Origin of the sequence: Microbulbifer weihaiensis (assembly GCF_048323715.1) — a bacterium.
GTDB lineage: Bacteria > Pseudomonadota > Gammaproteobacteria > Pseudomonadales > Cellvibrionaceae > Microbulbifer.
The window spans coordinates 15122-40427 of sequence record NZ_JBLWFL010000017.1; the positions used below are offsets into that span (position 1 = coordinate 15122).

The window sequence follows — 25306 nt, forward strand, 5'->3', positions numbered from 1 at the left end:
TGTGCTATGCCGGTAATTGGCCTTCCAGTTGCAGAGCCCTCATGCATGCGGCAGGGCCTCGTCCGGTGAGTGCTGGTCTGAACTCAATGTTATTGTCAGGATTTCATTGCCATGGTTTTCCCTGAGCATCTGGGAATTCCAGCCTAAAAGTGCGCCTTCCACTGACGGCGACCCAAGCTGCAGTGGAGCCACCTGCGCCGCAGGGATTTCTACAGAAATGTCAAAATCCAGTTCTATACCGGCATTAAGCTGGATGAACGACTTCAGGGCTTCCAGCTTTTCACTGCCAGGGGCAATATCCATATATGAATCGTAATCAACTGGAGCCAATACCACTCGAAACTTGTTTTGCACCTGAAAGCAATGTGTACCGAGCACAGAATTTTTCCCGAGACAGTTATTGACCCCCTTTGGATGGCTTTCCGAGGGCAGTCGTGTGAGCACATCGGAACCCATCTCGTTCCACTGGCCGTGGAATTGTTCTATTTTCACATCTAAATCGAAATGCTGACGGATCATACTCCGCAACGCGGCGGCGGAGCACTGCTGCCGGCCCAAATGTCCTGCGACTCCCAACAGTGCCTCATCCGGGACGGCCATCCTGTAGCGCAACTCACTGGTTCCGATTCCAGCTATCGACGCGAGCGCATGGCTAAATAAATCCGGATCTCTTGTGCCCTGTCGTCTGGCCCTTTCGTAATTTACCGGCAACTGATATTTGTGCCATGCCCGGTAAAGCAACGAAATATTTCGGTGATTGAAGATGTCGAGAAAGTCCCTCAGCGCAGTGCTCTTGCCTTTTACTTCCTTTTGCACAAGCTCAGTGAGGAAATAAGGCATTACACCCTGGCTGCCGATCAGTCCGGCGAAACCGACCTCCATCTGCCACTGCTTCTTTTGTCCTTCTCGGGACTCCGTGCTGTCCTTACCCCGCGAAGAAAGCCTAAGTACGTCCGCTGACACGAACGACAGCGAGGTTTGCCCGCAAAAGCGAACGACTTCCTGCGTCGGTGGGGAAGAGCCAGCGACAGGCTTATCCGCGTACTCTCCGTTGGAATACCAGACGGCATTTTCCAGTAACCTTACTGATTGGAAAAATTCAAATTTATACGGTTCCGCCTTTAGGCGATCGATCACACTAGTGCTTTGTCGCCGGCGCGAGGGGGCCATCGCTTCAACTCTCCATCTCGACCACTCAGCGTGGCGATCAATTTTGTGAACGAATTGATTGAGCAGTACAGTCCAAAAAATCGCTCGAGCACACTTGCAAACATAAGGGCACTGGTTCCCCCAAGCATCATCGAATCAAGCTCAAGAGTAATTTCAGTCCCCCTGCATAGCACGACACTTTCGTCGATCTGGATTGGCGCAGTTGTGGCTCTTGTTTCAACTTTAACTACGGCTTCAATCATATTCCTGGTGCTGGGAGAGTTCCTGAAATCATATAAACGCAGAATTTCTTTTAGCGCTTCACAGCCACCACTGCCGCTGAGTGACAGGTGATTGAGATTCAGGTGGGAGATGAGTCGCCAATAGGCCCGTTCCCTGTGCGGCGGTCGGATTGTCGCGGTTGGTGAGATGACACAACTGATCCGGCGGGCGGGGGCATCACCATCAACAACGCTCAGGTAGGGCTGCGAGGATCCCGTCGGCAGTTTTTTGGGCAGGTTTCGATTACAGCACGTTAACTTCAGGCTGAGTGTTTCATTGCTTGCCTTATATGGATTAAAGTCGAGATCAACAAGACTGATATCGACTTCTGTTGCCTGTTCATTGCGATGCTCTCCTTCCGTCACGTCGCGGCGGCGCAAGAACCAGAATGCAGACCGACGATTCTGGTTCTGACTGTGTTGCAGCCCGTAAAACGGCCGGTATCCAGTAGAGTTTCCACTTGCGTCTGTAGCGGTCACTTCGTCGACGGAATACACCTCCAGACCTTCACTGCGCCTTACATCGGGCACGATATGGTAGCTGTATTCAGTATGCGATAGCGGTATCGGATCCGCCGAGTAGGTAAACAGATTGACCATCGGGGTACAATTTAGTGCAAACATATTCGCACCAATCTGCTTCTCCAGCTCTTCATTCGATTCCGACAGGTAAAAGTACAGGTTCAAGGTGTCGCCATAAGCTGAATCGATCAAATCCTCCAGCCCGCAGACATCAAAAAACTGGAATTTTTCAGGGAATGTAAAGTATTCCGTAAGTAATCGATAACCAATAAACGCCGTATCCGGATAGGGAAACAGGCCTTCCTCCGGCTCAAAACCCACTTGACGGATTGAGCTCGCATCAATGTGAACCGGGTGAGGATCGCCCTCAGAATGGGCAACGACAACTTTTACGCATTTGCTTATCAGAATGTCATAAAGCTGGTAGACATGGCTCGGCATGCCCTTGAGAAAGAAGCGCAGTTTGGATAAGCCGAGATCCGCGAAGCGGATGTCTCCGCTTAATGTTTTCAGGGAAATTTTCAGTACCGCGTTACTACCCTGGATCTCATTACAACCTGGCGCAATGAATGGCCTCGCCATCAGGCTCGCAGAGTCGACCTCGAATGGACATATGTCCACTGGATAGCATGTCTGGAATCGACACGACTGGCCCTGGAAAGTCTCACTTTCGAGCAGGGTCTCGGCCTCTACCGGGACAATGGAATCGAGATCGCTATCGGGCTCAAACTGGACGATACCGCAGGACGGAATCGGGCGCAGATAATGCGGATAAAGCGTATCCAGCATCGCATCGGTCAGCTCGGGGAAATCGTCATTGAGTTTTTGCTGAACCCGGGCATTCATATACGCAACCCCGGAAAGGAGTCGACCGACGAGAGGATCATCTACCGTTTCAGCATCCAACTGCAGCCGGGATGCTGCCGCAGGATGCATACGCGCAAAATCCGCAGCGGTTTGCTGTATGAACGCCAACTCTCGCTCGTACAGGTCTATCAACTTTTCACTCATTACATTATCTCTGAAACATCTACCAGCTGGGTGACCGGATTCAGGGCGGAATCAAATACAATCACTTCCTGAGACGGATTGACGTGCAGTACGGCCTCCACACGAAACCGAATACTCGGATCTTCAACATCAACATTCTTTTGAGTAGTCACCTTGACGGAACGGATCCTCGGCTCGAAATCGGTAATAGTCCTCTCCAGATCACGACAAAATTTCTTGCGGCTTTCCGGGGATGAAAAATTGATCGTCGAAAGATCCGGGAGCCCGAAGTTGATGTTGGATGTCTCCAGGCTTTCATGCTCGGGGGGAGCCGACACACAACGAAAGCGGGTATTGAACAAAAACTCAAGATCCCTGCGCACACCTTCCCTCAGCTGCCGCAACACCTGGTGCGGCCGGGTGACATCGTGGTTACCCGACGATTCGAGCAGGCGATCGAGCACAGGCGCTAACAGGCGCTTTTCTTTTGGCATCAGGTCAAACTCCCCTGACTACCCCACGCAATCGATCCATGAATTACCTCTGTCATGCGAGCGTTCCCACACCAATTTGTGCAAGTGCTGTTGTCAGCTTCAGCTCTGAAACCAGATGATCGACGGTATAATGGCTTTTCAGGTGAATCACGCTTTGATAGCTACCCGCCCGGCCCGGCTCGTCCACAACCTTCACTTTCGCCTCCCTGAGTGGGTAACGTGCGAGCATCTCCCAAGAAAGATCTTCACGCCCAGTGGTATAGCGATCCAGCCAGTGCTGTAGCTGGCGCTCGCAATCTGCAGCATTGATATAAGCGCCGACTTTGTCCCGAATCATGACCTTGATGTAATGTGCAAAGCGCGAAGCGCAGAGTATCTGTTGCAACATACCGCTGATCCGCGCATTGGCAGTTGCTGACTTTGAAGTATATTTCCGCGTTTTCTGGATCGATGGCACGCTGTTGAAAGCCGCATAGGGCGTATCGTAGCAATGACTCAGGCAAATAAATCCGAGCTCACTGAGCTCACGTTCAGCAAAGTCGGTGATCAGTATCGAGGTTGCCATATGCATGACCTGGGCCTGCGTATCCACCCGGTAGGGCATAGCAGGTAGCTGCGTTACCAGGCCACCACCGAGGTGGTCACGGGCCACACCCCGGATATGGGAAAACCAGCCAACCTCGTCGAACTCCCTGATCAATACACATGCCAGCGCAAATGCAGCATTACCCCACAGGTATTTACTGCTGTCTTCTTCCAATACGTCCTCGCAGAAACGAAGACCACGATAGTTGGAGAACTTCACATTGTATGGCGGCCTTAACAGTATGTTTGGCAGGGTTATACCAAGAAAACGGCTATCTTCCAGCGCCCTGAGGCTTGACCATCGCACATACTGTTTCTGCCGAAAAACCTCCTGGAAATCTATCGGCTTGGCAAGATCATCGAATCCATCGGCGCCAAATAGTTGCGGCGCGGCGCCGCAGATAAATGGCGCAAAGGCTGCAGCGGCTGTGTGCGCAAGGCCCTGCAAGGTAAATACGTCATCAAATGAATGACCTTCGAATGGTCGGTGGGACACGTAGTAGTCACCCACAAGCAGACCGAACGGCTCACCGCCTGGAGTACCAAATTCTTCGTTGTACACCAGATGAAATATGCCGGACTGGTCATAGTCCGGAGCGCGCTCGATGTCTCTGCTGAGATCCTTCCAGCTGGCATCTAGAAGTTTCACCTTGATATTACTGTTGCCTGGAGCGCCGTTCACCAACATCGCCAATCCTCGCCAACTGGCTTCAAGCCGTTGAAACTTGGGATCATGCAATATGCTGTTTATTTGCTCACAGATCAGCTCGTCCAGCTCAAGAATAATGCGGTTCAGCAGGCTCGTGACAGAGAAGCTTTTAGGATCCGGACAGGGACATACCTCGAGCAACCAATACTCGAACGCATACAGATCATCCGGCTCCTGGAGAAATTTTTTTAGCGCACCAGCTGAATCCAGGCACATTTTGTTAGAGAGCACACAATCGCCGTCTGATTCAGCAGCAATTTCAGCGATCAAATCAATATCTCCCGTTTCGGGAAGAGAATCTAATCATGCGGGGATGCAATCCTGAAGAAGAGCTGGCCTCAAAAAATTGAGGCCAGCTATCAGTTATCCCGCGGTAGGGATGTTGGCCACCATGCGCATGGAGGTCGTCAGTTCCTCCATTTGCAGCCAAGGCTTGAGATACGCTACTGCACTGTAGCAACCCGGCTGACCGGGTATTTCTTTAACTTCTACACGAGCCTCGGCCAGCGGATACTTTGCCTTCATTTCAGCACTGGCGTCAGGATTTGAATTGGTATACTGGGAGATCCACTTATTCAGCCAGCGCTCGCAGTCACTTGCTTCCATGAATGACCCGACCTTATCGCGCGCCATTACTTTCAGGTAATGGGCAATCCTGGACGTGGCCATGAGATACGGCAAGCGGGCCGAAATCGCGGCATTTGCCGTAGCGTCTGGATCATCATACATTTTGGCTTTCTGGGCGCTCTGGGAACCGAAGAATACCGAGTAGTCCGTATTCTTGTAATGACACAGAGGCAGGAAGCCCTGGGAACTGAGCTCTGCTTCGCGGCGATCCGTGATACCGATTTCAGTCGGACACTTCTGGTCAAGGTCGCCGTCATCGCTCTTGAACAAATGAGTCGGCAGCCCTTCAACCTTACCACCGCCCTCCGCACCCCGAATCGCGGTACACCAGGAGTTTTCCGCAAAAGCCTGGGTCATGGTGGTACCCATTACATAAGCCGCATTCATCCAGCAGTACTGGTCATGCGCAGCGGGCTTGGACATGCCCGATTCATCAACTTCAAATTCTTCGAAATTGAAGGATTCAACCGGCTTGGTATTTGCCCCGTAAGGCGTACGCGCAAGTGTACGCGGCATCACGAGAGTGACAAAACGGGAGTCATCACTGTCGCGGAAACTACGCCACTTGATGTATTCACCGGATTCGAAGATACCACCAAGATCCCTGGGCTTGGAAAGCTCGGTAAAATCGTTGAATCCAAACATCCCGGCTCCAGCAGCGGAAATGAAAGGACAGAAGCCTGCTGCAGCAACGTTGGACATTTTGCTGAGCAATTCGATGTCTTCAGGGTGATTGGTAAATTCGAAATCACCGATCATACAACCAAATGGCTCACCACCAGCGGTACCGAACTCTTCCTCATAGATTTTTTTGAAGGTCTGGCTCTGGTCGAATTCAACGGCCTTATCCAGATCACGGAAAAGTTCACGCTTATTGATGTTCATCATTCGGATCTTGAGCGTTGCTCCCGTCTCGCTGTTCATAACGAGATGGTTCAAACCACGCCAGGAACCTTCAAGCTTCTGGAACTTTTCTTCATGCAGGATCGCTGAGAGCTGCTTGGACATTGCAGCATCAATGGCCTGCACAGCCTTATTGATGGTCTGGGTGAGGTTTCTGTCCCAAGTAACAGTGCCTTTAAGCACTTGCTGGGTAAGGTTGGCGATCAGATCCTGTGCTTCGTCAGGCTGTGTCTGCTTCGTGGCAGAGATGGCCTGTTCCAGAAGGCTGACGGATTGTTCTTCTGTTTCGAGTTCTGCGACGTTCTCGACTTCGGTGCTCATTACGCATCCTCTCCCTTGTCTTCACCAAGTCCCAACTGATCTGAAATAGCAGCCACGTTTTCGGTGCTCTTCAAAATGTCTTCCAGGACCTTTTCAAGCTCTTCCGACCGATCGGCCTTGCTGAGCAAGTCGCGAAGCTTGCTGCGAGCTTCGAGTAATTGCTTCAAAGGCTCAACCTGCTCGACGATCTGCTCCGGCGAGAAATCATCCATATGGTTGAAGTCAAGATTTACCGCCATTTTGCTACCGTCGCCGGCGAGCGTATTCTCTACCTGGAGCTCAAGTTTCGGGTTTATCTTCGACAGCACATCATTAAAATTATCGCGATCAATCTGAACGAACTTACGCTCTTTAAGCGACTTGCGATTTTCCGTGTTATCACCGGAGTAATCCCCCATCACCCCGGTAACAAAAGGCAATTCCTTCTTAACTTCTGCGCCATTTGTTTCAACATCATATGTAATGTGTACACGCGGCTTGCGCACGCGCTTCAGTTTATTGTGAATACTTTCGGACATTTCGGGTCTCCTTTCCTCGGTTCGGAAATACTAATATTTATCAGAAGTTACCAACTTGGCTCGGCTTCCACTTTCTTTTCTGGTTGATCCCAGCGACCTTCCCGTGCGTCATCAGCAGAACTGTCACCACCATCGCCCGCATTCGCCACAACGGAGGCTGGCTTAACGGATGGCGGAGCTACGTAACGCTGGCTGTCACTACCATCCAGCTTCACACCGGTTAGCTGGGAATATATCGATCTGGACTGGTCGTCCGGCAACAATTCGGCCATCAGTTCAGCAACAGTCATGCGGCCCCAGCCAACCAGCCTTTCCAAACCCGGCGCCAGGGGTGTATGAGGCTCATAGGTACGGAAATACTTCGCAGCCTTTTCAAGCAGCTTCAAGGCATCTTCGCGGGATGTGATCTCGCCCGTCGGCACTGACAGCACCCTTGTTTTTTCCGCAGGCACGCCACTGGCATGAACCTCCCCGCCATCGGGATCGGACGACTGACCTTGTTCGTCATCACTGGCGACGGCCAGAGACTCCAATTTTTCCTTGTAAATAAACCGCGCAGTACGCAGCAATTCATCCAGTAGGCTGCTGATGCTGGAAGAAGGCGGCGCATCCTGCCCGCATTTCTCACGCAGCAGCTGATTGATATTCCGGTAACTATCGGCGGTTTCCTCCAGGGTAGCGACCAGACTTTCAGCCCACTGCGGATCCGCACCGTTTATACAATTTTCTACATCCGGCATTCCGTAACCGAGCGTTTCTATCCTTGCAGCCCTGGCGTCTTCGTCAGCAATTTTTTCAGCGTCCCGCGCCTGCTGGTACTGGAAGTAAGAAAAACCACCGTAATCGCCTTCCGGTGTAATCTCGGCATTACGGATCGGCATCAGCAAAGTGCCATCTGCGCCGTCGCCATTGAGTCCGGCTAGCGGCGCCACCTTGGTCTCTATACCATCCTCGTCCGGTTCGGGGTATAAGCCGTCCCAGTGGTCGGTAATCAGGCGTTCGATCAGCGAGAATCCATCGCGCAAGCCAGCCACGCCGTGCAAACGTATCAATGCCTCTGTATACCAGCTCGCGACTTCGAGATCTTTGCTCGTTTGCGCAAGGATTTTCTCGGCATTCTTCGCAACGCTTCGCCAGGGTGCGAGTAAATCGGCATCACTCTCATCAAAAAGTGCTGAACGCTCGGCAGCCCGCGCGCTGTTCCTGGCATCTTTTATCGTGTAGTAATCGGAGGTTGGTGAACGGTCACTACGGATATCCTTTCCCTGCGGATTTTCACCGGGTATCGCCACAGCGAGTGCTTCTATATCGATTAAATTGGCGAATGCCATTGCTTATCCCTTATGAAATTTTGCACTCCCGATCATTCTGCGTAGATTCTGGAAGTGGTCTGCTATCCTTGTTCTCTGACTTTATCTATGTGGCCAGCTCTTCTGAGGTATGTGTTTCAGGCGAGGATTGATCAGCACTGTTCGATCCTGAAGGCCTTGGTGGCTCCACAGTAAATCCATGCGCTATATTCCAGAAGTCGGTTCTTACCGCTTCAAAGTCCTTGCGTTCACACCAAAGAAACATCGTATAAATTGTGTCTCCGAATTTCACACAAGCTATCAGGTACTGAACGGCAATTCCGGCCACCTCAGCAGAAACTTCGCCAAAGGCGCCCATGCAATCCTCTCGATCCAACGGCGTTGCTCTCACAAGGATCTCCGCCGCAGACACCCTATTGGCACATTGTGCAATCTGAGCCGCGCAGTAGTCTTCAACGCCATTGGCAACAGCAATATCCGAGGCATTCTGCTTCAACACGACCAGATACTGGTTTAAGGCAAGGTCTCCCGCCTGCAATACCGCACTGCGGTTCAGGTCCTGCAGTACTGACCAGCTTTGGGGTACAACCACCGAGCAATCTTCCCCTGCTAATGTCGTATTCCGGGGTTGCTCCGCCTCGACCGAGGTTTCAGCCCCCTGCCCAGCGTGCACAGTTAATGCGGCATCTTCCGGCCAGCTCGCTGTGGTCAGGATCACTTCCTGATCATTACGAATTTCACTATGCCAGCCGGCATTCCAAAGCTTTGTGACCAGCTTGTCCGCCATATGGCGGTCATCCACCTTCTTTATTACCGATTTCCCACTCGCCAAAAGCTTGTTTATTTGCTGGAAACTCAACTTAAACTTTTCGGACAAGTGCTTTATGCCCTCGCGACGATCAAAATCGTCCCGTGCGCAGCCGGTAAAAACGACCTGAAAAGGCATCACTAACTTCCCTGTTATTCGGCTGGGCACCTGACCCATAAGGGTCTTCCATGTGCCTCAACGACTTACCTGATTCTCTCGGGGCTGACTGTAAACTTATGCTCTCCAACAAACAGTCAGCGCGGGCAATAAAGCGAATTCCGGGTACGCCTGTACCGATTAGGGAATACGCAAGCCACTTATTCTATCGAAATAAAAATACCAGTGAACACCGAACTGCATCGCAAAACCACAGATCCTGAAAATCATTTTGGTACGCATTTACCAGTTAGTAGATTTAGCGAGCAAGTCGCTGATTTCTTTATGTGCTATTTCTATTTCAAGTTGTTTTGGCAAGATTCGAGCGCAGAAATTTACAAATTTATTTCTCAGGGCATTTACCGCTCACCACTGCAACCGCGGTGCGCCAAGCATCGAGCAGTAATTTACTGGATCCGGCATGCCAGGACTGAGCATAGTGGTGGCGGCAAGATGCTGTGATCCCGCACACCACCACAAGCTATAACTAGAACTGTTTCTTCGATAAAAATTGTCCAGTAATGTTGGGAAACTTGCAGAAATCGTCCCCTTGGCCGTACAACTCATCAGACCATCTTCCTGTTCGGCAGCAAACCCCTGAGGCAGAACCACGGGGAACTCGGGGAATCGATCGACCAATTGATCCACCAGCAGAGCATGCTGCAATGCCTCTACCGCCAATTCGGAAAGGAGCTTGTACCACTGCTCCGCGGCAACCTGGATTTCGAATGGATTACTACCGGTGGCAACCGGCACTGCCATAGTGACCGGAAAATAGCGGCCGACACTGTCTACGCTGGGCACCAGAATTCCAGCCCATGTTTGTTCATTCAGCACGCCGGGTGAAAGCGCAAAACGCCAGATCGGACTGGTCAGGTAATAGTCCAGCCATCGCTCACCAACCAGCTCTCTGGATCCATGTACGGCACGTTGCAACCATCCGTCCCACGGGTTGATAAAGCTCGTAGGCAGATCTCGCTGGACAAAGTCGCCGTGCCCCGGCAGCTTTCCGAAAATCCCTTTCTTTGTCATAACAGTACCAATTACAGTGTTTCTGGGCAGCGATAGCCGCTCAGGAGACTCTGGTCAAAGGGATTGTGGATACCAGTCGCCGCGAGGCGATACTGTGCCTGACGGCCAGATTCCTGAAATGTGACAAATAACTCAGTGTTGTTGGCACCTTGTTCCAGCCTGGAATCCTGAAGCAACCGGTACCAAGCCCAATCACCCTCGAAGTGTTTGCGGTGCACGGTTTCATTGAGATCCTCGAAGATGATCCGCACACGATTGCTTTCGCCTCCCTGCCAGCGGAACTTGGTACTGGTGCGCGGGCCATGGGAATACTGGGTTCTCGACTCGCCAATTTCCAAAGCGAACAGACGCACTCCGGAATCCAGCTTTGCCGGTTCAACACGGAAGCTGTATGCGGCCTGCTCACCACCCGCAAATAGCGTTTTGCGTATGCGATCAGCGCGCCGCAGTTGTGCCAGCGCGCTACTTGATATGCCAAGGCTCTGGCCCTCAAGTGATTTCGCTCGCCAACTGCGGGTATCAACAAAAGGCTGCAGATACTGCTGCACAAACTGTTGCTCGGTACCGCCAGCCTTGAAGAATTTATTGAATTCCATCACAGGCGCTTCCTGGCTTGCATTACTGCGCAGCGGGAACCGGCCCGCCAGGCTGCGGTCATACGCGCTGTAAACCTGCTCTTTCCAGATTCGGTTAACGTGCCGTTTGGCCTTGGCCATCACCAGCCCCCAGGCGCTGTCGGCGACTTCATTCAACCACTGGTCAAACGGCGCCGGAGCATTGCCGGCCTTGATCCGCAATTGCTTGATTGCATCGCCACTGCCACTGAAACGGCTTTTCGCCTTGTTAAACGCCACCTCATCAGAATCTACACCGCTGTCGATTTCAGACAGGTATTCCTGTAGCTGCCCTATCGCACTCAGGTATTCCTGAATCCGAGCTGGCCGACCCTTTTCGCTCTGGGTCAGGCGCTGCAACTCTTCAAATCGAAGGTCAACACTGGTGGGCTGGAATTTTTCTGCCAACGCCTGGGCCGCGCTGCTGGCGGCAACCGCACCCAGGTTTCGCGTAGTGCTCGAAACCGGAAGCGGTACGCCGGAAGCATCGACCGGCACTTTCGGCCTTGGGGTCAAGCGGGTGTTGTCAGCGGTAATTTCAGCGAGTGCCAGAAGTGGCGAATACACTGGGTCTGACAGTTTTGAAAGCATATCCAGTGCTTCGCCCGTAGAGTGGAAGCGGCCGATGGAAAAGCCATTGATAAAGCTCTGCCAGCGCTGCTGGTATTCACTGAGATAGATGCGCTTCACATCCTGCCCAAGTCGATGGCGATCTTCCTCATTAAAGTCTTCGCCACTCAGGTCACCGCCATATATCCAGCGCTCTTCGGCGAGCTGATCCAGCAATGGAGAGTCCGCGCCAAACTCCATTTCCTTGTAACCGGCTTTGGTAAAAAGGTAGGGCACACTAAAACGGCTGTCACCAGCCGGAACACCAAACAGTTGCTCGGTATCACCGCCGATTTCACCGTATAAATCCACCTTCGTCAGACCCAGCTCACTGCGCTGCATCTGCGTATACAGCCGCTGCGGTACAGGAATGCGGCGCAACTGTTGCCGAGCCGATGCCACGGCGCGCTCGTTGGGTTGCAGTTCGGCAGGCAGCGGCTGTGAAAGTAGCCTCTCGAGGTGCGCAAGTAACTGTGCCTGCTTGCCGGCTTCGCCAGAGAGCTCGCCGGACCAGATTTCAGTGAAATAGCCTTTGATGACGGCGAGATCCCGTTTTTCACTATTGAAGAACATCAAGTAGGTCTTCAGAGTTTCCGTAAGCTGCGGATCATCGCTGCCGAGTTTCACGAGATTGCGCTCAATAGATTGGAGCAGCGCCGGAAGCAAGGTTGCCGTTAATTGACGGTTATAGAGTTCGTCGGCAGCCACATCGACCCGCTCGTCATACAGTCCCAGATTATTCAACCAGGGGTGCGCCTCTTTCTGATACACCGTTGACGCTTCATAAAGCGGATTCAGAAGCGCAAGGCTGTCTTCGGGTGTCGGCCGTTTGGCCTTCAGGGTATCTCTGTATCTGGTGAATTCATCCACTTTTGCCTTCACCTCGCCCATGTACAGTTTGTTCTGGGCGATACTTCCGGTCCAGAAGAAAAGGGCCAGTGCTACTACCGTCACGGAGGTCGCGTATATACCGCCGCGCAGCCAGCGGGTCGCGGTTTCAATCTTGCGGTTAACCCCAACCAGCTCCGCTTCAGGAAACACTACGTCTTTCAAAAGCCGGTGCAGGAAGTAACTCTTGCCCACCCCCTGAAATTTTCTCGCCATATCCCGCTCGAGGCCAAAATCAGCACTCACTGACGCCATCATGCGGTCTATAGGACTGCCCTCCTGGGTACCACTGGTGAAATAGATACCCCGAACCATGGGGGCGGTGTCGTAACGGTTGGGACTGAAGGCCTGTTTGACAAAGTCGCCGAGTACCGTTTTCAGACTTTCCATGCGCGCCGGAAAGCCCTGAAGCAACGCCCGCTTTTCTACATTCCGCTCCTGGTGAACCCGCCAGAGCACACGCTGGTTGAGACGCTCGATCAGTGCGTCAAACTCTCCAGCGAACCCGTCCAGCGACGGCCCCTGCGCAGTGCCGGACTCGTCTTTAAAGCTGACTCCCCAAACCTGCTCTCGCTCCGCCTGTGAAAGGTTGTCAAAGAATTCAGCAAACCCCGCCACCAGGTCACACTTGGTAAACGTCAGGTAAATCGGAAACCTTATACCCAACTGCTGCTGCAATTCGTTGATTCTGGCGCGGATGGTTTTTGCCTGGTGTGCGCGCTGCTCCGCGGTTTGGACCATTAAATCCTGCAGGCTGATTGCGACCAGCACACCATTGATGGGGCGACGCCTGCGGTGCCGCTGCAATAAATTCAGGAATGCCCTCCAGGCACTGTTGTCGTAGACCCTGTGGCTGTCCTGTGTGGTATAGCGGCCTGCGGTGTCAATGAGAACCGCGTCATTGGTAAACCACCAATCGCAATTTCGCGTGCCACCGACGCCACCGAGCGCTTCCTTACCGTGGCTATTCGCCAGGGGAAATTCCAGACCGGAGTTGACCAGTGCCGTGGTTTTGCCAGATCCCGGAGGCCCGATGATGATGTACCACGGCAGCTGGTACAGCGATACCTTGCCTCTGTGGGACTTGAAACGCGCCTTGCGCAGGACTTGCATCGCGTCACGGAACCGCTGCGCAAGTGCATCGAGTTCCTCGCGACTGCGCGCTTCGTCCGGATCTACACTGTCATCCTGCGATGCCTCGATATTTTCAATAAGCGCCTTGTTGTGCCGCCGCTCCAGTAACCACTGACTCAGGTTCCATACCAGCCATACTGAAAACAGAAAGACGATGACGGTAATCCGGGTACTGGCCGGCAGCGTGGCATTCTCACTGCCGAACTTCACATAGTCCGCGCCAAACCAGATCAATAGCGATAAGGCGGCGATACCGATCAGTCCCAAAACCCATTTGTTGCTAAAAAAATCCTGCAATCGTTTCATGCGATGCTCCACGTCTCGCCAGCTGGCTGGCCGAGACCTTCAAATCCTGCGTTCAGTGCTGTTGCCCGGCGGTCACTTGATCTTTGACCTGCAACGCATTGATTTCCGTGGCAATTGGCGTGGCGCTTTGATACAGCCACCAGCGGTATCCAGAGAAGCTCACGGCCAGTAATCCCATCACCACACTGGCTATTACCCACAGTGGTACGTAGTGGATCAGCCGGTTCTTTCGGTTTACGCACCCCTCCCAATGGGGAGAAAGGTCACGTTCCATTTGTGGCCGGTGGCTTTCAATGGTGCGGTAAAGGTTGTCCCTTATCTGCTCCAGCTGCTCGTGCCCCCTGGGCGCCAGGCGGAATTTTCCCTGGAAGCCAAGGCTCAGGCACAGATAAAACAACTCCAGTAAATCGATATGCACCCCGGGGGTCTCCAGGGTTCGCTGCAGTATCAGAAAACACTTTTCCCCACCGAAAGTTTCTTTGTGGAACAGGCTCAGCAGTGAGTGCTGGCTCCATCCGCTTGAGGCTCCCCAGGGAGTGGATAGAACCACCTCGTCGACGACCGTACACAGCAGGTAGCGTGCCGTGAGGACGGTTTCCGGCTGCAACGAAATACGTTTCGCATCTCGCTCGAAGCTCTGTATTTCGCGGGTGAGGCGCTTGTGCAGATCCGGGACGTTTGAGTGATTCAAGGTAGTGCGCAGCTTTATCACTGCCGCAAGCAACTTCGATGCAGCGCCAATCAGCGGGTTCAGGCTGTTGCGGATATTGATATCCGCCGCTGGTTCGCCTGCCGGGAAAGGCGCCGGTGAAGCCGGCGCGGCAGCACCGGGGGTCGGGACCATTACGGTGCGATCACCCGCAGTGGGTGCAGCAGGTGAGCTGTAGCCATCATTACTCATGATCAATTATTCCTTATCGCCCAGAGCTCCATGGTGAGTCCCGGGAACTCCGCTCCCAGGTGTACCGCAAAGCCTCCGGAACGCTGCATGGCCTGCCACAGCTCCCCGGTTCGCTCCAGTTCGAAGTAGGTAAATCCGGCATGGTAGGGAATCTGCCTTGGCGCCACGGGCAGCGGGCGGATAGACAGGCCCGGCAACTGCGCTGAGATCAGCTCGCGAATTGCCTCCACCGGTGCCACTTTTGCCTGCCCGGGGAAACGACTGCGCAACAGATCCCCCGGCATATCGGCTTTTGCTGCCATGACAAAGCTGGCCGTTTTCACCAGCGATGGATCGGTGACCGGCGCCACATAGATACCAAACTTGCGCTGTACCAGTTCCATCGGAATGGCGGTCTGCTCCAGCACGGTGGAGAGGGACTGGCGCAGGGCAGAAAACAGCCCGATATAACTTTGCTGGAGATTGTCGTGCATATACTGCGGAATGGCCGGCGGGCGCTTGTCGGCGGCAGTGAATGTCGACAGCTCACCGGCCAACTGCAGTAGTTCAAGGAAGAGCACATGCGGGTGCAGGCGTGGTTCGGCGGTGATCTGTTTTAGCAATGGCTCAAACCGATTGATCACCTGCAGCAGGAGGTAGTCAGCGATTTCCGCTGAGCCGCTGCGACCGCTATCGCTCAGCCGGTGTCCCAGTGCTGTGCCGCGATGGCTCAACAGCCCTTTTACTTCTTCGATATAGGCTTTCAGCACATGGGAGCTTTCAGTATTCAGCAGTGCCGGGATATATTCCGGGTCGAGTTCCACCGGTTTTTCCGGTTGCCGCTCGCGAATCCGGGTTATGCCGATGGCCGCATAGCCACTCAAATCTTCGCTTCCCAGTTTCAGGCAGGTTCGCAGCTTGCCTATCTGGATACGGGCGGCCTCCCCGGAGGTTGCCGCACTATTGCGCGCATCGAAGTTATATGTCTGGTAGCGGGCCTGCGGGAAGTCTTCCTGATCCCTTACAGACTCCTGGCTACCCGGGCGCTTCATTGGGATGCAAAGGTAGACAATTTCATCTCGGGTATTTACCGGTACATCCAGTACATCCGGTAAATTCTCGTTCTCCGGTGCCAGCACCGGGGTTCCGTCCGGGAAAATCGCACTGATGCGCGAGAGTGAAATCTTGCCCATTGCCAGGGGTTCACTGTCAACGGCCATCTCGATGATGCCCCAGGTATAGGGCCCCAGTGCGCGGGTGCGCGCCTCTACCAGTTGTTCCAGGTATCGATCCTGTTGCTGGAAATGCTGGGGCCTCAGGAACATGCCTTCGCTCCAGATAACCTTATTGTTCGCCGACATACACTGTCCTTATTGCGGCGCCAGGCACGAGCCTCGCGATAGAGATATTGGTTTACAGGCCCTTGGCAGATTCCTGCATTTTTCGCAGCTGTTCATATTCCGCCGCAGAGATCGTGACGGTTTTCTTCTTGTTTGGCTCATTGCTGCGCGCAACGGTTGCGCGACGTTTCATATTGAGCGCTTCGGTAGAGGCGAGCCTGGTACCCACCAGGGTGATCGCGTATTCATTCTTCCTGTGATCCGTGATCGGAAGCAGCATCACCGCATCGGCGTCCTGGTAGCGTACAAATTCGGCCAGCAGACCGATGTACTTCACGTCCGGGGTCAGCGCCAACTGCTCTATACGCTGCTCGCCAGGGGCAAATTCCTTGAGGATTACCGTATCGATCAGGTCCTTGCCGAGCCGGGATTCCGCGTTTTCATACAGGTTGAGGAACTCTTCCCGGGAAAATTGGCGGTCGTCCGCCAACATGAACACGCGCAGCACTACCGGCGACGCGCGCCCATCGTTGTCCGGGTTCACATCATTTTCAATATCCACCGACAACACCACACTGGTATCGAGATTCAGCGTTCTGCGCGTCGTCTGGCATGCGGCGATGGAAACTGCCAGCAGGGCGATAAAAGTGAATTTAAGGATTGCTCTGATATTCACAATGAACTCCGTTTTCGTTTGACGCCGGCTTCCAGGGCGTTGGGTTGTTATCTGTTGCGAACAAGTGATCGAAGCGGCAGTTACCGCTTGGCGACACTTCTCGCATTCTTCAGTTCGGAAAGCTGGCATTCGTATGTGGTCGCAAACTCATCGCCAAACAACTGCCGGTAGCAGGTATCCGGATCACTCACCAGCTGGCGATACATATCCACAAAACCGTCCCAGTTTTTCGCACTGCGACTGCTGAACACACCACCATCACTACGACTGCGGCGCTCGATATTTTCCGGGCTGAAGAATTTCAGCATGGCGCTGTAACCAGCACGCATTCCCGCGAGTACGGCCACCTGGTGATCGGAAAGATCGTCGAAACTGTCCTGCACAGCCTGAGCTGGTGGCATGAACGCGCTATTACCGGAAAACATCGCTCCCAGTGCATCTTTCGCAGTGGCACTGAATTTCATCGGGTTATTCGCTTCGGTCTGGATCATGGTGCGCTGCACCCGCAACTCATTTTTTATGCTGGTGCGCGCACGAAGCAGGTCGATGAGCCGCGCCACCGTTTCCTCGACAATGTCGGCGGCCTGCTGATCCAGGCTCTGCAATTGGGCAGTATTGAGATTGAGGCCCAGGCGACCGGCCAAGGCACTGGAGCCACCTGCAACGCCATGGGCCGCTGCCGGTTGCAATTGCGGTTGCGGTTGCGGTTGCGGTTGCGGTTGCGGTTGCGCAGCTTCGGGCGATACCGGCAAGGGCGCAAATTGCTGTGATGCCTGCGCGAACGCCGGCGCCCCATTGGCCTGTGCGGCACCGCCATCAAAACCTGGAGCGCCCTGAACCTGCTCTCCGGCCATTACCGAGAAGGACTCGGCAAATGGGTTGTCTGACACAGGCGGCGTGGGCGCTGCGCCCTGCCCGGCATGACCCGGCCATGCTCCTGCGACCGGCGGCGCTGGCATATCACTGGGGACACCAGGATTCTGCACTGGCGGCTGCGGTGTGGAAACGGCAGGGGGGGCAACCGCTGGCTCCGGGGATTGCGCAGTCACCTGCATCATATGGCTGTGCGCTGGAGCATGATCCTGCTCGCTGCCGTCTTTCCACCAGGCGTCATCATCACCCCACTGGGACGAAGCAGAAATCGGCGAGCTATTACCGGTCAATCCCGCCAGCGGGTCTTGCGGCGACTGGTAGCGCTCGGCCGCACTGAGCGCCTGCAATGGGTCTGTGGGCAGCTCCTGCCCGATAAAATTGTCCGCTGGACTTGCAGACTGAGCGCCAACCAGATAGCCCCACTCGCCACTGTTGCTACTGCCTCCGGCACTGGGCTCCAGCCAGCTGTCGAGTTCCCGAGCCTCATTCTGGCTTTGCATCTTCGCAACAGCTGAGGTGCTGAACGTTGTGCGATCAGAGCTATCCAGAAAATCCGCGCCGCCCAAACCTTTCGGCAACTCACTCGCTGGCTGCGGTCGGCGCACAGACACCTGAAGCTGGTAGTCGCCCAGTGAGATCACATCGCCCTCATTCAGAGCCACGCGATTCCCCTTCCCTAAAGGTTCGGCAGACTGATTCACATAGGTCCCGTTGGTGCTCAGGTCGACCAGAAAATACTGATTTTCCGCAAACGCGATCTCCGCATGGCGGGACGAAACCACACGCTCGGGATCCGGCAATACCCAGTCGCTGCTATCTGCACGACCAAAGCTTCCGCCGGCCGGGCCAAACAGCTTTGTATGTTTGAGCATGTTGGCGCCTTTGGGATCGGCTACCACGGTAAGCATTAAATCCATGTCACTCGACTCGTGCCGTTATCGTCTGCCGGATCGCTCCGGACTGTATTGATCAATTTGCAAAGACCTGCTGCAAGTTCGCAGTGTCGCGCTTCACCAGGGCCCCCGGAGGCTGGTACCGGCGATGGACTGTAGCTTTGGCAGGTGAATTTCATCCCGCCCCTGAACCGAGCGCAACGTGCTGAGCCCGGCCGACTGGAAACGACCAGCCGCCCGGTCGTTCAGCAACGCCTCCGCGCAGGGCGTTATCCACTTTCCCTGCGGCAGAGTCCGCACATGCAGAGGAAAATCGTGGAACCGGGCATCAGTCACTGGCAGCTCACCTTCGGCGTCAACGAAGGCACAGCAAATTGACAGGCCCAGCAAGTAGGCGCTGTTGCCCCAAAGGTAATACTGGTGGCCCAGATCCGGGGTCAGTTCTTCAAACGCGAAACAGTCCGTGCGCGAAGTTTCTTCACCAAAGGGCAACCTCAACATGAACCGGGGCGCTGCCAACGCCACATATTCACAAGCACTGTATTCGCGCACAGCCGTCCAGCTTTCAGCAAATGCCTGGGACATCGGGTAGTGCCAGTCGTCCGGATCCAATGATCCGGCGAGGCTTGGGCAACCGGCCAGACGGTTGTCGCCGCCCAGTACAACGGCGCATTCGGCGGCTTCGGCGATGGTCGCCAGATCAATCAGAAGATGCAGATCACGCTCTTCGTCGGCTATGTAAAAGTCACCAATCACGAGATTGTAGGGACTGCCGCCAGCTATGGTTTCGCGGGCGACTAGGCACTTGAACAGTTGCGAATCCTCCAGATCCCCTTCGGCTTGCGCGAAGTCCGCGAGAATTTCTGCCTTACTGACATCCACAAGATGCAACTCAAGCGACCGGTGATCTTCGACTCTTCTCAGCAACATCTGCAGACTTCGCCAGCTTGCTTCCAGCTGCTGGAAGTCACTGTGATGCATCAGTTTTCGCATCGTTTCTGAGGCCGCTTTGGTAACGGCATCGAGGTACAAGGCCTGGCTGGCATCAGGCTTTTGTTGCACGTAAGGCGCAACAATACTTTTGATCAGATGATCAATCTGCCCTTCTGGGCTGGATCGGTACTGCCGCTGGTAATTCGTTCCTGTCAGAACTGCGTCAAGCATCGTTTGCGCCGGAACCGCCACGTCGGACGCTCGTTCGTCCTGTACAAGCTCAGGTCGCCACTGCTGGATTTCGGATACAGCCCGGGAAAATTCAGAAGGTGTAAGCAGCCGCTTTTCGAGCTCGATGAATTTCTTGAACAGCGGCACTTTCTGATACAGGTAATCCGGGTGAAGGTCATCAAACTCAAGCAGCCACAGGGTTTCATCCATCACGGGCAACTTGAGCCCGACTTGAAGGCGCTCAAACAGCGAAGAAAAATTGTCTTTGCTAACCCGGTAGGCAGGCCTGCTTCCCAGTGACTCCGGCTCGCACAGGCCGCGGCTGGCCCGGCCGCTGAAATCCCCGAGGATTGCCACTTTTAACTTGGCGCCGTGCGAGATGGGACGATCGTGCCGATCCCGCTTCAGCGCCGCTTTCTCGCGCGCATTAGCGCTCGCCGGCAATGTGTTCATCGTCGGTCTGGTCATCCATTACTCTCCAGTTCCTCGGCACTCTCTGTTGGCACAGAAGTTCCAGTTGGTACAGCAGCTTCAACTGGTGCGGCAGTCTCACTCTGTTTCTTCACACCGCCGACTTTCCTGGGCCGACCGCGCTTTAACGGCCGCACACGCTGGTTTGCGATCTGCTCGATCTTGTCCTTGAAGCCATCGCCGCCCAAAACCTGACCCAGCTTGATGGTTTCGGCAATATATTCAAGCAAGCGGCGATCAAAGCGATAGCGGAACAGCTTTCTATATGCCTCCGCCCGCGCCCTGGGTGTCTCTCCCAGCTGCAGATACAGCCTGTGATCAGTAATTACCTCGCTGTCTTCCACGCTCGCATGATGGTTGAAGCTGGACCAGGGATAATTGGCCAGCGACTCGGCCAGGCCAAGATAGAGCGGCCGCAATTCCACATAGCGATAGCAGGTGAGCAGGTAAGCGTCGGAATCGATCAGGCTCGACTTGTAGCGCCCGGCCCAGAGCGTACCCGAGCGCTTGTATCGATGATTTACGAACTGCACGTAGCGCCGACCAAGGGACTGCATCATCGACGAGATGCCATTGGGCACGCGGGGCGTGGCAATTATCTGCACCATATTTGGCAAAAGCACATAAGCGTGTACATCGACACGATATTGATCTGCCGCGCTGCGCAAGCTGACCAGGTAAAACTGGTAGTCTTCCTCATCAAAAAAGCACGGCAAATGATTGTGGCCAACCTGGACAATATGTTGCGGGATATCTATGAGATTAAGTCTCGGAAGACGGGGCATCTTGCCAATAAATCCTTTTAGTTTGCACAGTCGTACTAACTGAGCATCCATTACTGGGAAAGGGTTGGCATTATTGCAAATGAAACAAAAAAAATTCAAACGTTCGGCGTTAGCAAGTTAACATTACTGGAACGAACACACATAAATTTGATTGCGAGCACGAATGGATTCTCGCAACAGCAATAGATTCATGGAGTTGTGACTGACATGGAGCCCATCAGGCTGGCAGTCAACGGGCGCACAGACATCGGACAGGTGCGCGAAGAGAACGAAGACAGCATTCACTGCCACTGCGATCAACAGCAACCGTTTGCCTACGTAGTCATCGCCGATGGCATGGGCGGTTACAGCGGCGGTGCGGCCGCCAGCCGCATTGCAGCAGACAGCCTGAAAGCACATCTGGACGAACTGCTCGATATTACCTTTCTGTCCTGCTCGCCCAGCCAGCAGCAACTGATGCTGCATGCAACCCTGGTCGAGGCCATCGGCGTTGCCAACCGCAGAATCCTGGACGCAAAACAGGGTAGCCCGCAGCTATCGCAAATGGGCACCACGCTGGTCACTGCCGTGATTTGGCAGGACTTTCTGATCGTTGCCCATATTGGCGATTCCCGCGCTTATCTTTGGAATAATTACGGATTACAGCCCCTTACACGCGACCATAGTGTGGTGCAGGAAATGCTGGATTCCGGACAACTCACCATGGAACAGGCACAAGAGTCCCAAATAAGAAACAGGATTACCCGGGCGCTCGGTATCGCGGAGCCCGTGGAGGCGACCATCAACAGCTGGACGCTGAAAGAAAGTGCCCTGTTGCTGCTGTGCAGTGATGGACTGACCGAATATCTCGACGACCACACCATCGAGCGAGTACTTGCGACACACCGCCCCGCCCTGGAATGCGTGTATCACTTTATCGACGATGCCAACAAGTGTGGCGGGCGCGACAATATCAGCGCAGGCATCATTGAGTATTGCAGCCGGCCGGAGGCTGTTGCGGAATTCTCCGGCGAAAGCATCACAGTTAACCCGGCCAGTAAAGACGATATCACCCTGCGAAAAACACAGCGCTAACCGGCTATCTAAATAGCCGATCAACGAGTTAACGACATGACACCGGAACGTCTGGTCGATTTTATTCCAGAGTTACTTGCCGCCTTGCGTGCCCCGCAAATGCCCTCTCGCCCCGGCGATGCCTTGCAGCTATACGCGTGGATCAGCGCCCAAACCAGCCGGACTGAAACTGTCGTACCAACTGCATTTGCAAACGGGATTTGGCCAAAGCCACCGACAATACGAGCGAACGAGTATTCACTGGTACAGGCACCAAGGCAGCCACACCTTGCACTACCGGCAAATGCCCCGATTCGCTATTGCAACTATCCCGGGTGTAATCACGAAGGCGTAGTTCTCCCCGCACTCGATCAGTGTGACCTCGTCGCTGGACACGTTATTGGCGCCAATGGCGAGCTGGCATTCTCAAGAACTGACTTCATCCTTACCGGTCCATTTACCTTTCGCTGGCAACGATTTTATCGCCAGAGCCAGGACGGCAATCGCTGGCAGCACACGCTTAGTGAGTGGCTGCGGTTGCCGGAACCCGGCAATGCTGGCGATCAGAAAATTTCCCTGCATACCGCAGAGGGCCGGATTGTAACCTTTGACATGCCGGCGATCGGCCACAGCTGCTTCAACCGGCACGAGCGACTGCTGCTTTCTCGGCAAAGTCTCCACAGCTTCCGGGTAAGCAGCTTTGACAGCCCGGACAAGATTTTTCGTGCCGATGGAACCGGGCAAACCGCACCGCTATGCGAAGTACGCGACGCCTTCGCCAATACGCTGACCGTGGACTACCAAGCGGGAAGGCCCCACAGGATTGTGACGTCGTGGGGGAGAATCCTGGAATTCATTTACCAGGACGAACGACTCGTAAAGATCATCGCGCCTGCAACCTCCGGCGCCGAGGTTTCACTATGCCAGTATGGCTACGACGAAGACGGAGACCTTTCATGGGCACTATCCGCAAACACACGGGAAGAATATCGTTATGGGCAAGGTGAACTAGTCGCACTTCACGGATCCCCCCATGGCAGTATCGAATTTTCCTATGATCGAATTGGCCGCTGCCATCAGGCGAAAGTCGGTGGTGCGAGCTACCAGATTCACTGGCAACAGGGGCGCAACCGCTGCCTCGTGTCCTGTGATACGCGCACCGATAAACGCTGGCAATTCAACGGCTTCGGCCGCGTCGTATTTGAAAAGCAACAGGACAGCGAACAAAGCTTTCTCTATGACCACTATGGCAACCTTTGCCAGTGGGTACTTCCAGACGGCCAGAGGGTCATTTACCGTCGCGATGAACTGGGCAGGTTGACCCGGCATACCGGCAGCGGTATCCACCGGCGATTTGTGTACGATGATCGCGGGCGGCTTAACGGCGTGGGCATTTTTTCACAGCAGGGTGACGAGTCCACACAGGCCATCACCTGGACGTTCACCTTCGGGGAACATCCGCTCCCGCTCACGATCACGGATCCGTCCGGCAATCAGTGGCTGTGCGATTACGATGAGCGCGGCCAGTTGAGACAACTCACTGACCCGGAAGGTGGCCGCAGCACCTTCTATTGGGATGCCCAATCGCAGTTAACCGCCATCCAGATCGTGGATCAGAAACACACTTGGCAATACGATAGTTGCGGCCGTGTAACAGCCTTCACCAGCACGTCAAACACCGGGCGTCAGTGGCACTACGACGCCTCTGGTGTGCTTACCGCTACCCATTTCGGTGACCAGTCCTTTGAGCTTGTGATCGACAGTGACCGGCGCATATGCGGCGTCCAGGACGGCACCGGTGCACTGTATCAGTGGCAGTACGACGACCGGGATCAGGTTCGGCAGATCCGATGTCATACGGGCCAGCAGTGGAACCTTGGCTATGATGTATTCGGCCAGTTGAAAGAGGCCCATGTGGAATCAGAGGGCCAATCCGGGCGTCAGACTGGCTCTTTTTCCTGGGAGTACAATGGGTTCGGGCAACCCATGCGGTTCTTTGACACGACGGGTCGCCAGCGCGCCTGGCTCTATGACGCCTGCGGCCGGGTAATGGAGTACCAGGACGGAGACAGCCACTGGTACCTGCGCTACGACCAGAAAGGGGCGCTGGCACAAATACGCAATAACAGCGGCGAGCAGTGTGACTTCCACTTTGACCCGCTTGGCAGACTCACCCAGGCCGCAAATGCCCATAGCCAATTGCGTTTTCATTACGACAAACGCAGCTTGTTGATTTCAGAGCACCACGATTTCACCGATGCTGACAGTATCAGTATTCACCACGACTATGACGGCCGCGGCTGGCTCAAGTCCTCCGGCTCTGACAATTTCAATATTTCTCAGCTGTTTGCCGCTAGCGGAGCCCTCTACGGAATTAATGCCAACGGCGCGGCGATACTGCGCAATGAAGTAAAAGGCGAACAGATTATCTGTAACCTGGGTGTCAACCGGGTTGAAAAAACGCGCGAGGGAGGCGTCACCACACGCCTCTCGCTGGATCCGGATACCAGCTGGCACCCTCATGTCAGCCTCTTCCCCCTGGTTTATCCCACAGCGCTTTTCCAGCCTCGTCCGCCAGCCCATACCGCCAGGCTGGATGAGCGCGGAAATATCATTGAGCAGCGGCACAGCGAGCACGGTGAGCAATACAGCTATCAGTACGATGGCTGGGGACTGATGCACAGCGCCGAGAGCGGCAACTTCAAAGCCTATTTCCGCTACGACCCGTTTGGCCGGCGCTACAGTAAATCCAGTACCCATCGTCGCTCGGGGCGCCAGCGCCGGGTTTACCACCATTGGTGGAGCTTCGGAATTTGGCGCGAGCACACCAAAATCGATCAGGAATCCTCAGGCTGTCACTACGTCTTCGACTCAACAACCGGAATCCCTCTCGCCCGTGTAGGCGATGCAGGCATTGAGCATTATGTTGCCGACGACCAGGGCAATCTGCTCGCGCTGCTGGACGCAGCCGGCAAAACCCTGTGGACAAATGAGATTGCACAAAGTGCTGCTCAGCAGGTGCAGGGGCCCGGATCCTTCCGCGGATCCGCCGGTGTTTTCGATAGTGAAACCGCGCTTTATTACCGCAATTTCAGCTATTGGGATGACGCAAGCGGCCAGTACCTGGATACGCTGAAAGATTCACTGCTCATGTCACCCAGCAGTCCGGAGACTACCACTCAACTCGAACCAGCCTAGCGCCAGCCGCAGTGCAA

The 25306-nt window shown here is 54.4% G+C and carries 18 protein-coding genes; 2 read left to right on the forward strand and 16 right to left on the reverse strand.

Annotation, left to right across the window (positions count from 1 at the left end; translation table 11 throughout):
* Positions 1 to 39: 39 nt before the first annotated feature.
* From tssG to ACNKU7_RS15845, 16 genes are all read right to left on the reverse strand, one after another.
* A complete protein-coding gene (gene tssG / locus ACNKU7_RS15770) occupies positions 40 to 1137 on the reverse strand; it encodes a type VI secretion system baseplate subunit TssG (RefSeq protein WP_418297961.1) in 1098 nt (365 codons plus the stop codon).
* Positions 1134 to 2963 carry a type VI secretion system baseplate subunit TssF gene (gene tssF, locus ACNKU7_RS15775; protein ID WP_418297962.1) on the reverse strand — a complete coding sequence of 610 codons (1830 nt, stop codon included), beginning with the start codon at positions 2961 to 2963 and terminating at the stop codon, positions 1134 to 1136. Before tssF ends, tssG begins: the two co-directional genes overlap by 4 nt.
* Complete coding sequence (tssE, locus tag ACNKU7_RS15780; RefSeq protein WP_418297963.1) at positions 2963 to 3436, reverse strand: type VI secretion system baseplate subunit TssE; 474 nt, start codon at positions 3434 to 3436, stop codon at positions 2963 to 2965. Before tssE ends, tssF begins: the two co-directional genes overlap by 1 nt.
* A 52-nt stretch (positions 3437 to 3488) precedes the next feature.
* The gene (gene tssC / locus ACNKU7_RS15785) at positions 3489 to 5000 is read right to left on the reverse strand and encodes a type VI secretion system contractile sheath large subunit (protein ID WP_418297964.1); all 1512 of its coding nucleotides are present in this window, start codon (positions 4998 to 5000) and stop codon (positions 3489 to 3491) included.
* A gap of 93 nt (positions 5001 to 5093) precedes the next feature.
* A complete protein-coding gene (gene tssC, locus ACNKU7_RS15790; RefSeq protein ID WP_418297965.1) occupies positions 5094 to 6581 on the reverse strand; it encodes a type VI secretion system contractile sheath large subunit in 1488 nt (495 codons plus the stop codon).
* The gene (gene tssB / locus ACNKU7_RS15795) at positions 6581 to 7099 is read right to left on the reverse strand and encodes a type VI secretion system contractile sheath small subunit (protein WP_418297966.1); all 519 of its coding nucleotides are present in this window, start codon (positions 7097 to 7099) and stop codon (positions 6581 to 6583) included. Before tssB ends, tssC (ACNKU7_RS15790) begins: the two co-directional genes overlap by 1 nt.
* A 47-nt stretch (positions 7100 to 7146) precedes the next feature.
* Positions 7147 to 8430, reverse strand: coding sequence for a type VI secretion system protein TssA (gene tssA, locus ACNKU7_RS15800; protein WP_418297967.1), 1284 nt, complete (start codon positions 8428 to 8430; stop codon positions 7147 to 7149).
* Positions 8431 to 8515: 85 nt separating this feature from the next.
* Complete coding sequence (locus tag ACNKU7_RS15805) at positions 8516 to 9394, reverse strand: hypothetical protein (RefSeq protein ID WP_418297968.1); 879 nt, start codon at positions 9392 to 9394, stop codon at positions 8516 to 8518.
* Between the two features lie 345 nt (positions 9395 to 9739).
* Positions 9740 to 10405: a type VI secretion system-associated protein TagF gene (gene tagF / locus ACNKU7_RS15810; RefSeq protein WP_418297969.1), complete on the reverse strand. Its 666-nt coding sequence runs from the start codon at positions 10403 to 10405 to the stop codon at positions 9740 to 9742.
* 11 nt (positions 10406 to 10416) lie between these two features.
* Positions 10417 to 13956 (reverse strand): type VI secretion system membrane subunit TssM, encoded by a 3540-nt coding sequence (gene tssM, locus ACNKU7_RS15815; RefSeq protein WP_418297970.1) that lies wholly within the window; start codon positions 13954 to 13956, stop codon positions 10417 to 10419.
* Between the two features lie 52 nt (positions 13957 to 14008).
* Positions 14009 to 14857, reverse strand: coding sequence for a type IVB secretion system protein IcmH/DotU (icmH, locus tag ACNKU7_RS15820; protein ID WP_418297971.1), 849 nt, complete (start codon positions 14855 to 14857; stop codon positions 14009 to 14011).
* Positions 14858 to 14859: 2 nt separating this feature from the next.
* Entirely contained in the window at positions 14860 to 16197 is a 1338-nt protein-coding gene (gene tssK / locus ACNKU7_RS15825; protein ID WP_418297972.1) for a type VI secretion system baseplate subunit TssK, read from the reverse strand.
* A gap of 52 nt (positions 16198 to 16249) precedes the next feature.
* Positions 16250 to 16852: a type VI secretion system lipoprotein TssJ gene (tssJ, locus tag ACNKU7_RS15830; protein ID WP_418297973.1), complete on the reverse strand. Its 603-nt coding sequence runs from the start codon at positions 16850 to 16852 to the stop codon at positions 16250 to 16252.
* A gap of 80 nt (positions 16853 to 16932) precedes the next feature.
* Positions 16933 to 18642: a type VI secretion system-associated FHA domain protein TagH gene (gene tagH / locus ACNKU7_RS15835; protein WP_418297974.1), complete on the reverse strand. Its 1710-nt coding sequence runs from the start codon at positions 18640 to 18642 to the stop codon at positions 16933 to 16935.
* Between the two features lie 93 nt (positions 18643 to 18735).
* Complete coding sequence (locus ACNKU7_RS15840) at positions 18736 to 20250, reverse strand: type VI secretion system contractile sheath domain-containing protein (RefSeq protein ID WP_418297975.1); 1515 nt, start codon at positions 20248 to 20250, stop codon at positions 18736 to 18738.
* Positions 20247 to 21038 carry a transposase gene (locus tag ACNKU7_RS15845; protein ID WP_418297976.1) on the reverse strand — a complete coding sequence of 264 codons (792 nt, stop codon included), beginning with the start codon at positions 21036 to 21038 and terminating at the stop codon, positions 20247 to 20249. Before ACNKU7_RS15845 ends, ACNKU7_RS15840 begins: the two co-directional genes overlap by 4 nt.
* Positions 21039 to 21245: 207 nt before the next feature.
* Here ACNKU7_RS15845 and ACNKU7_RS15850 point away from each other — a divergent pair, with 207 nt between their 5' ends.
* Positions 21246 to 22112, forward strand: a complete 867-nt coding sequence (locus ACNKU7_RS15850) for a Stp1/IreP family PP2C-type Ser/Thr phosphatase (protein WP_418297977.1) — start codon at positions 21246 to 21248, stop codon at positions 22110 to 22112.
* A 36-nt stretch (positions 22113 to 22148) separates the two neighbouring features.
* Positions 22149 to 25289 (forward strand): DUF6531 domain-containing protein, encoded by a 3141-nt coding sequence (locus ACNKU7_RS15855; RefSeq protein ID WP_418297978.1) that lies wholly within the window; start codon positions 22149 to 22151, stop codon positions 25287 to 25289.
* Positions 25290 to 25306 lie beyond the last annotated feature (17 nt).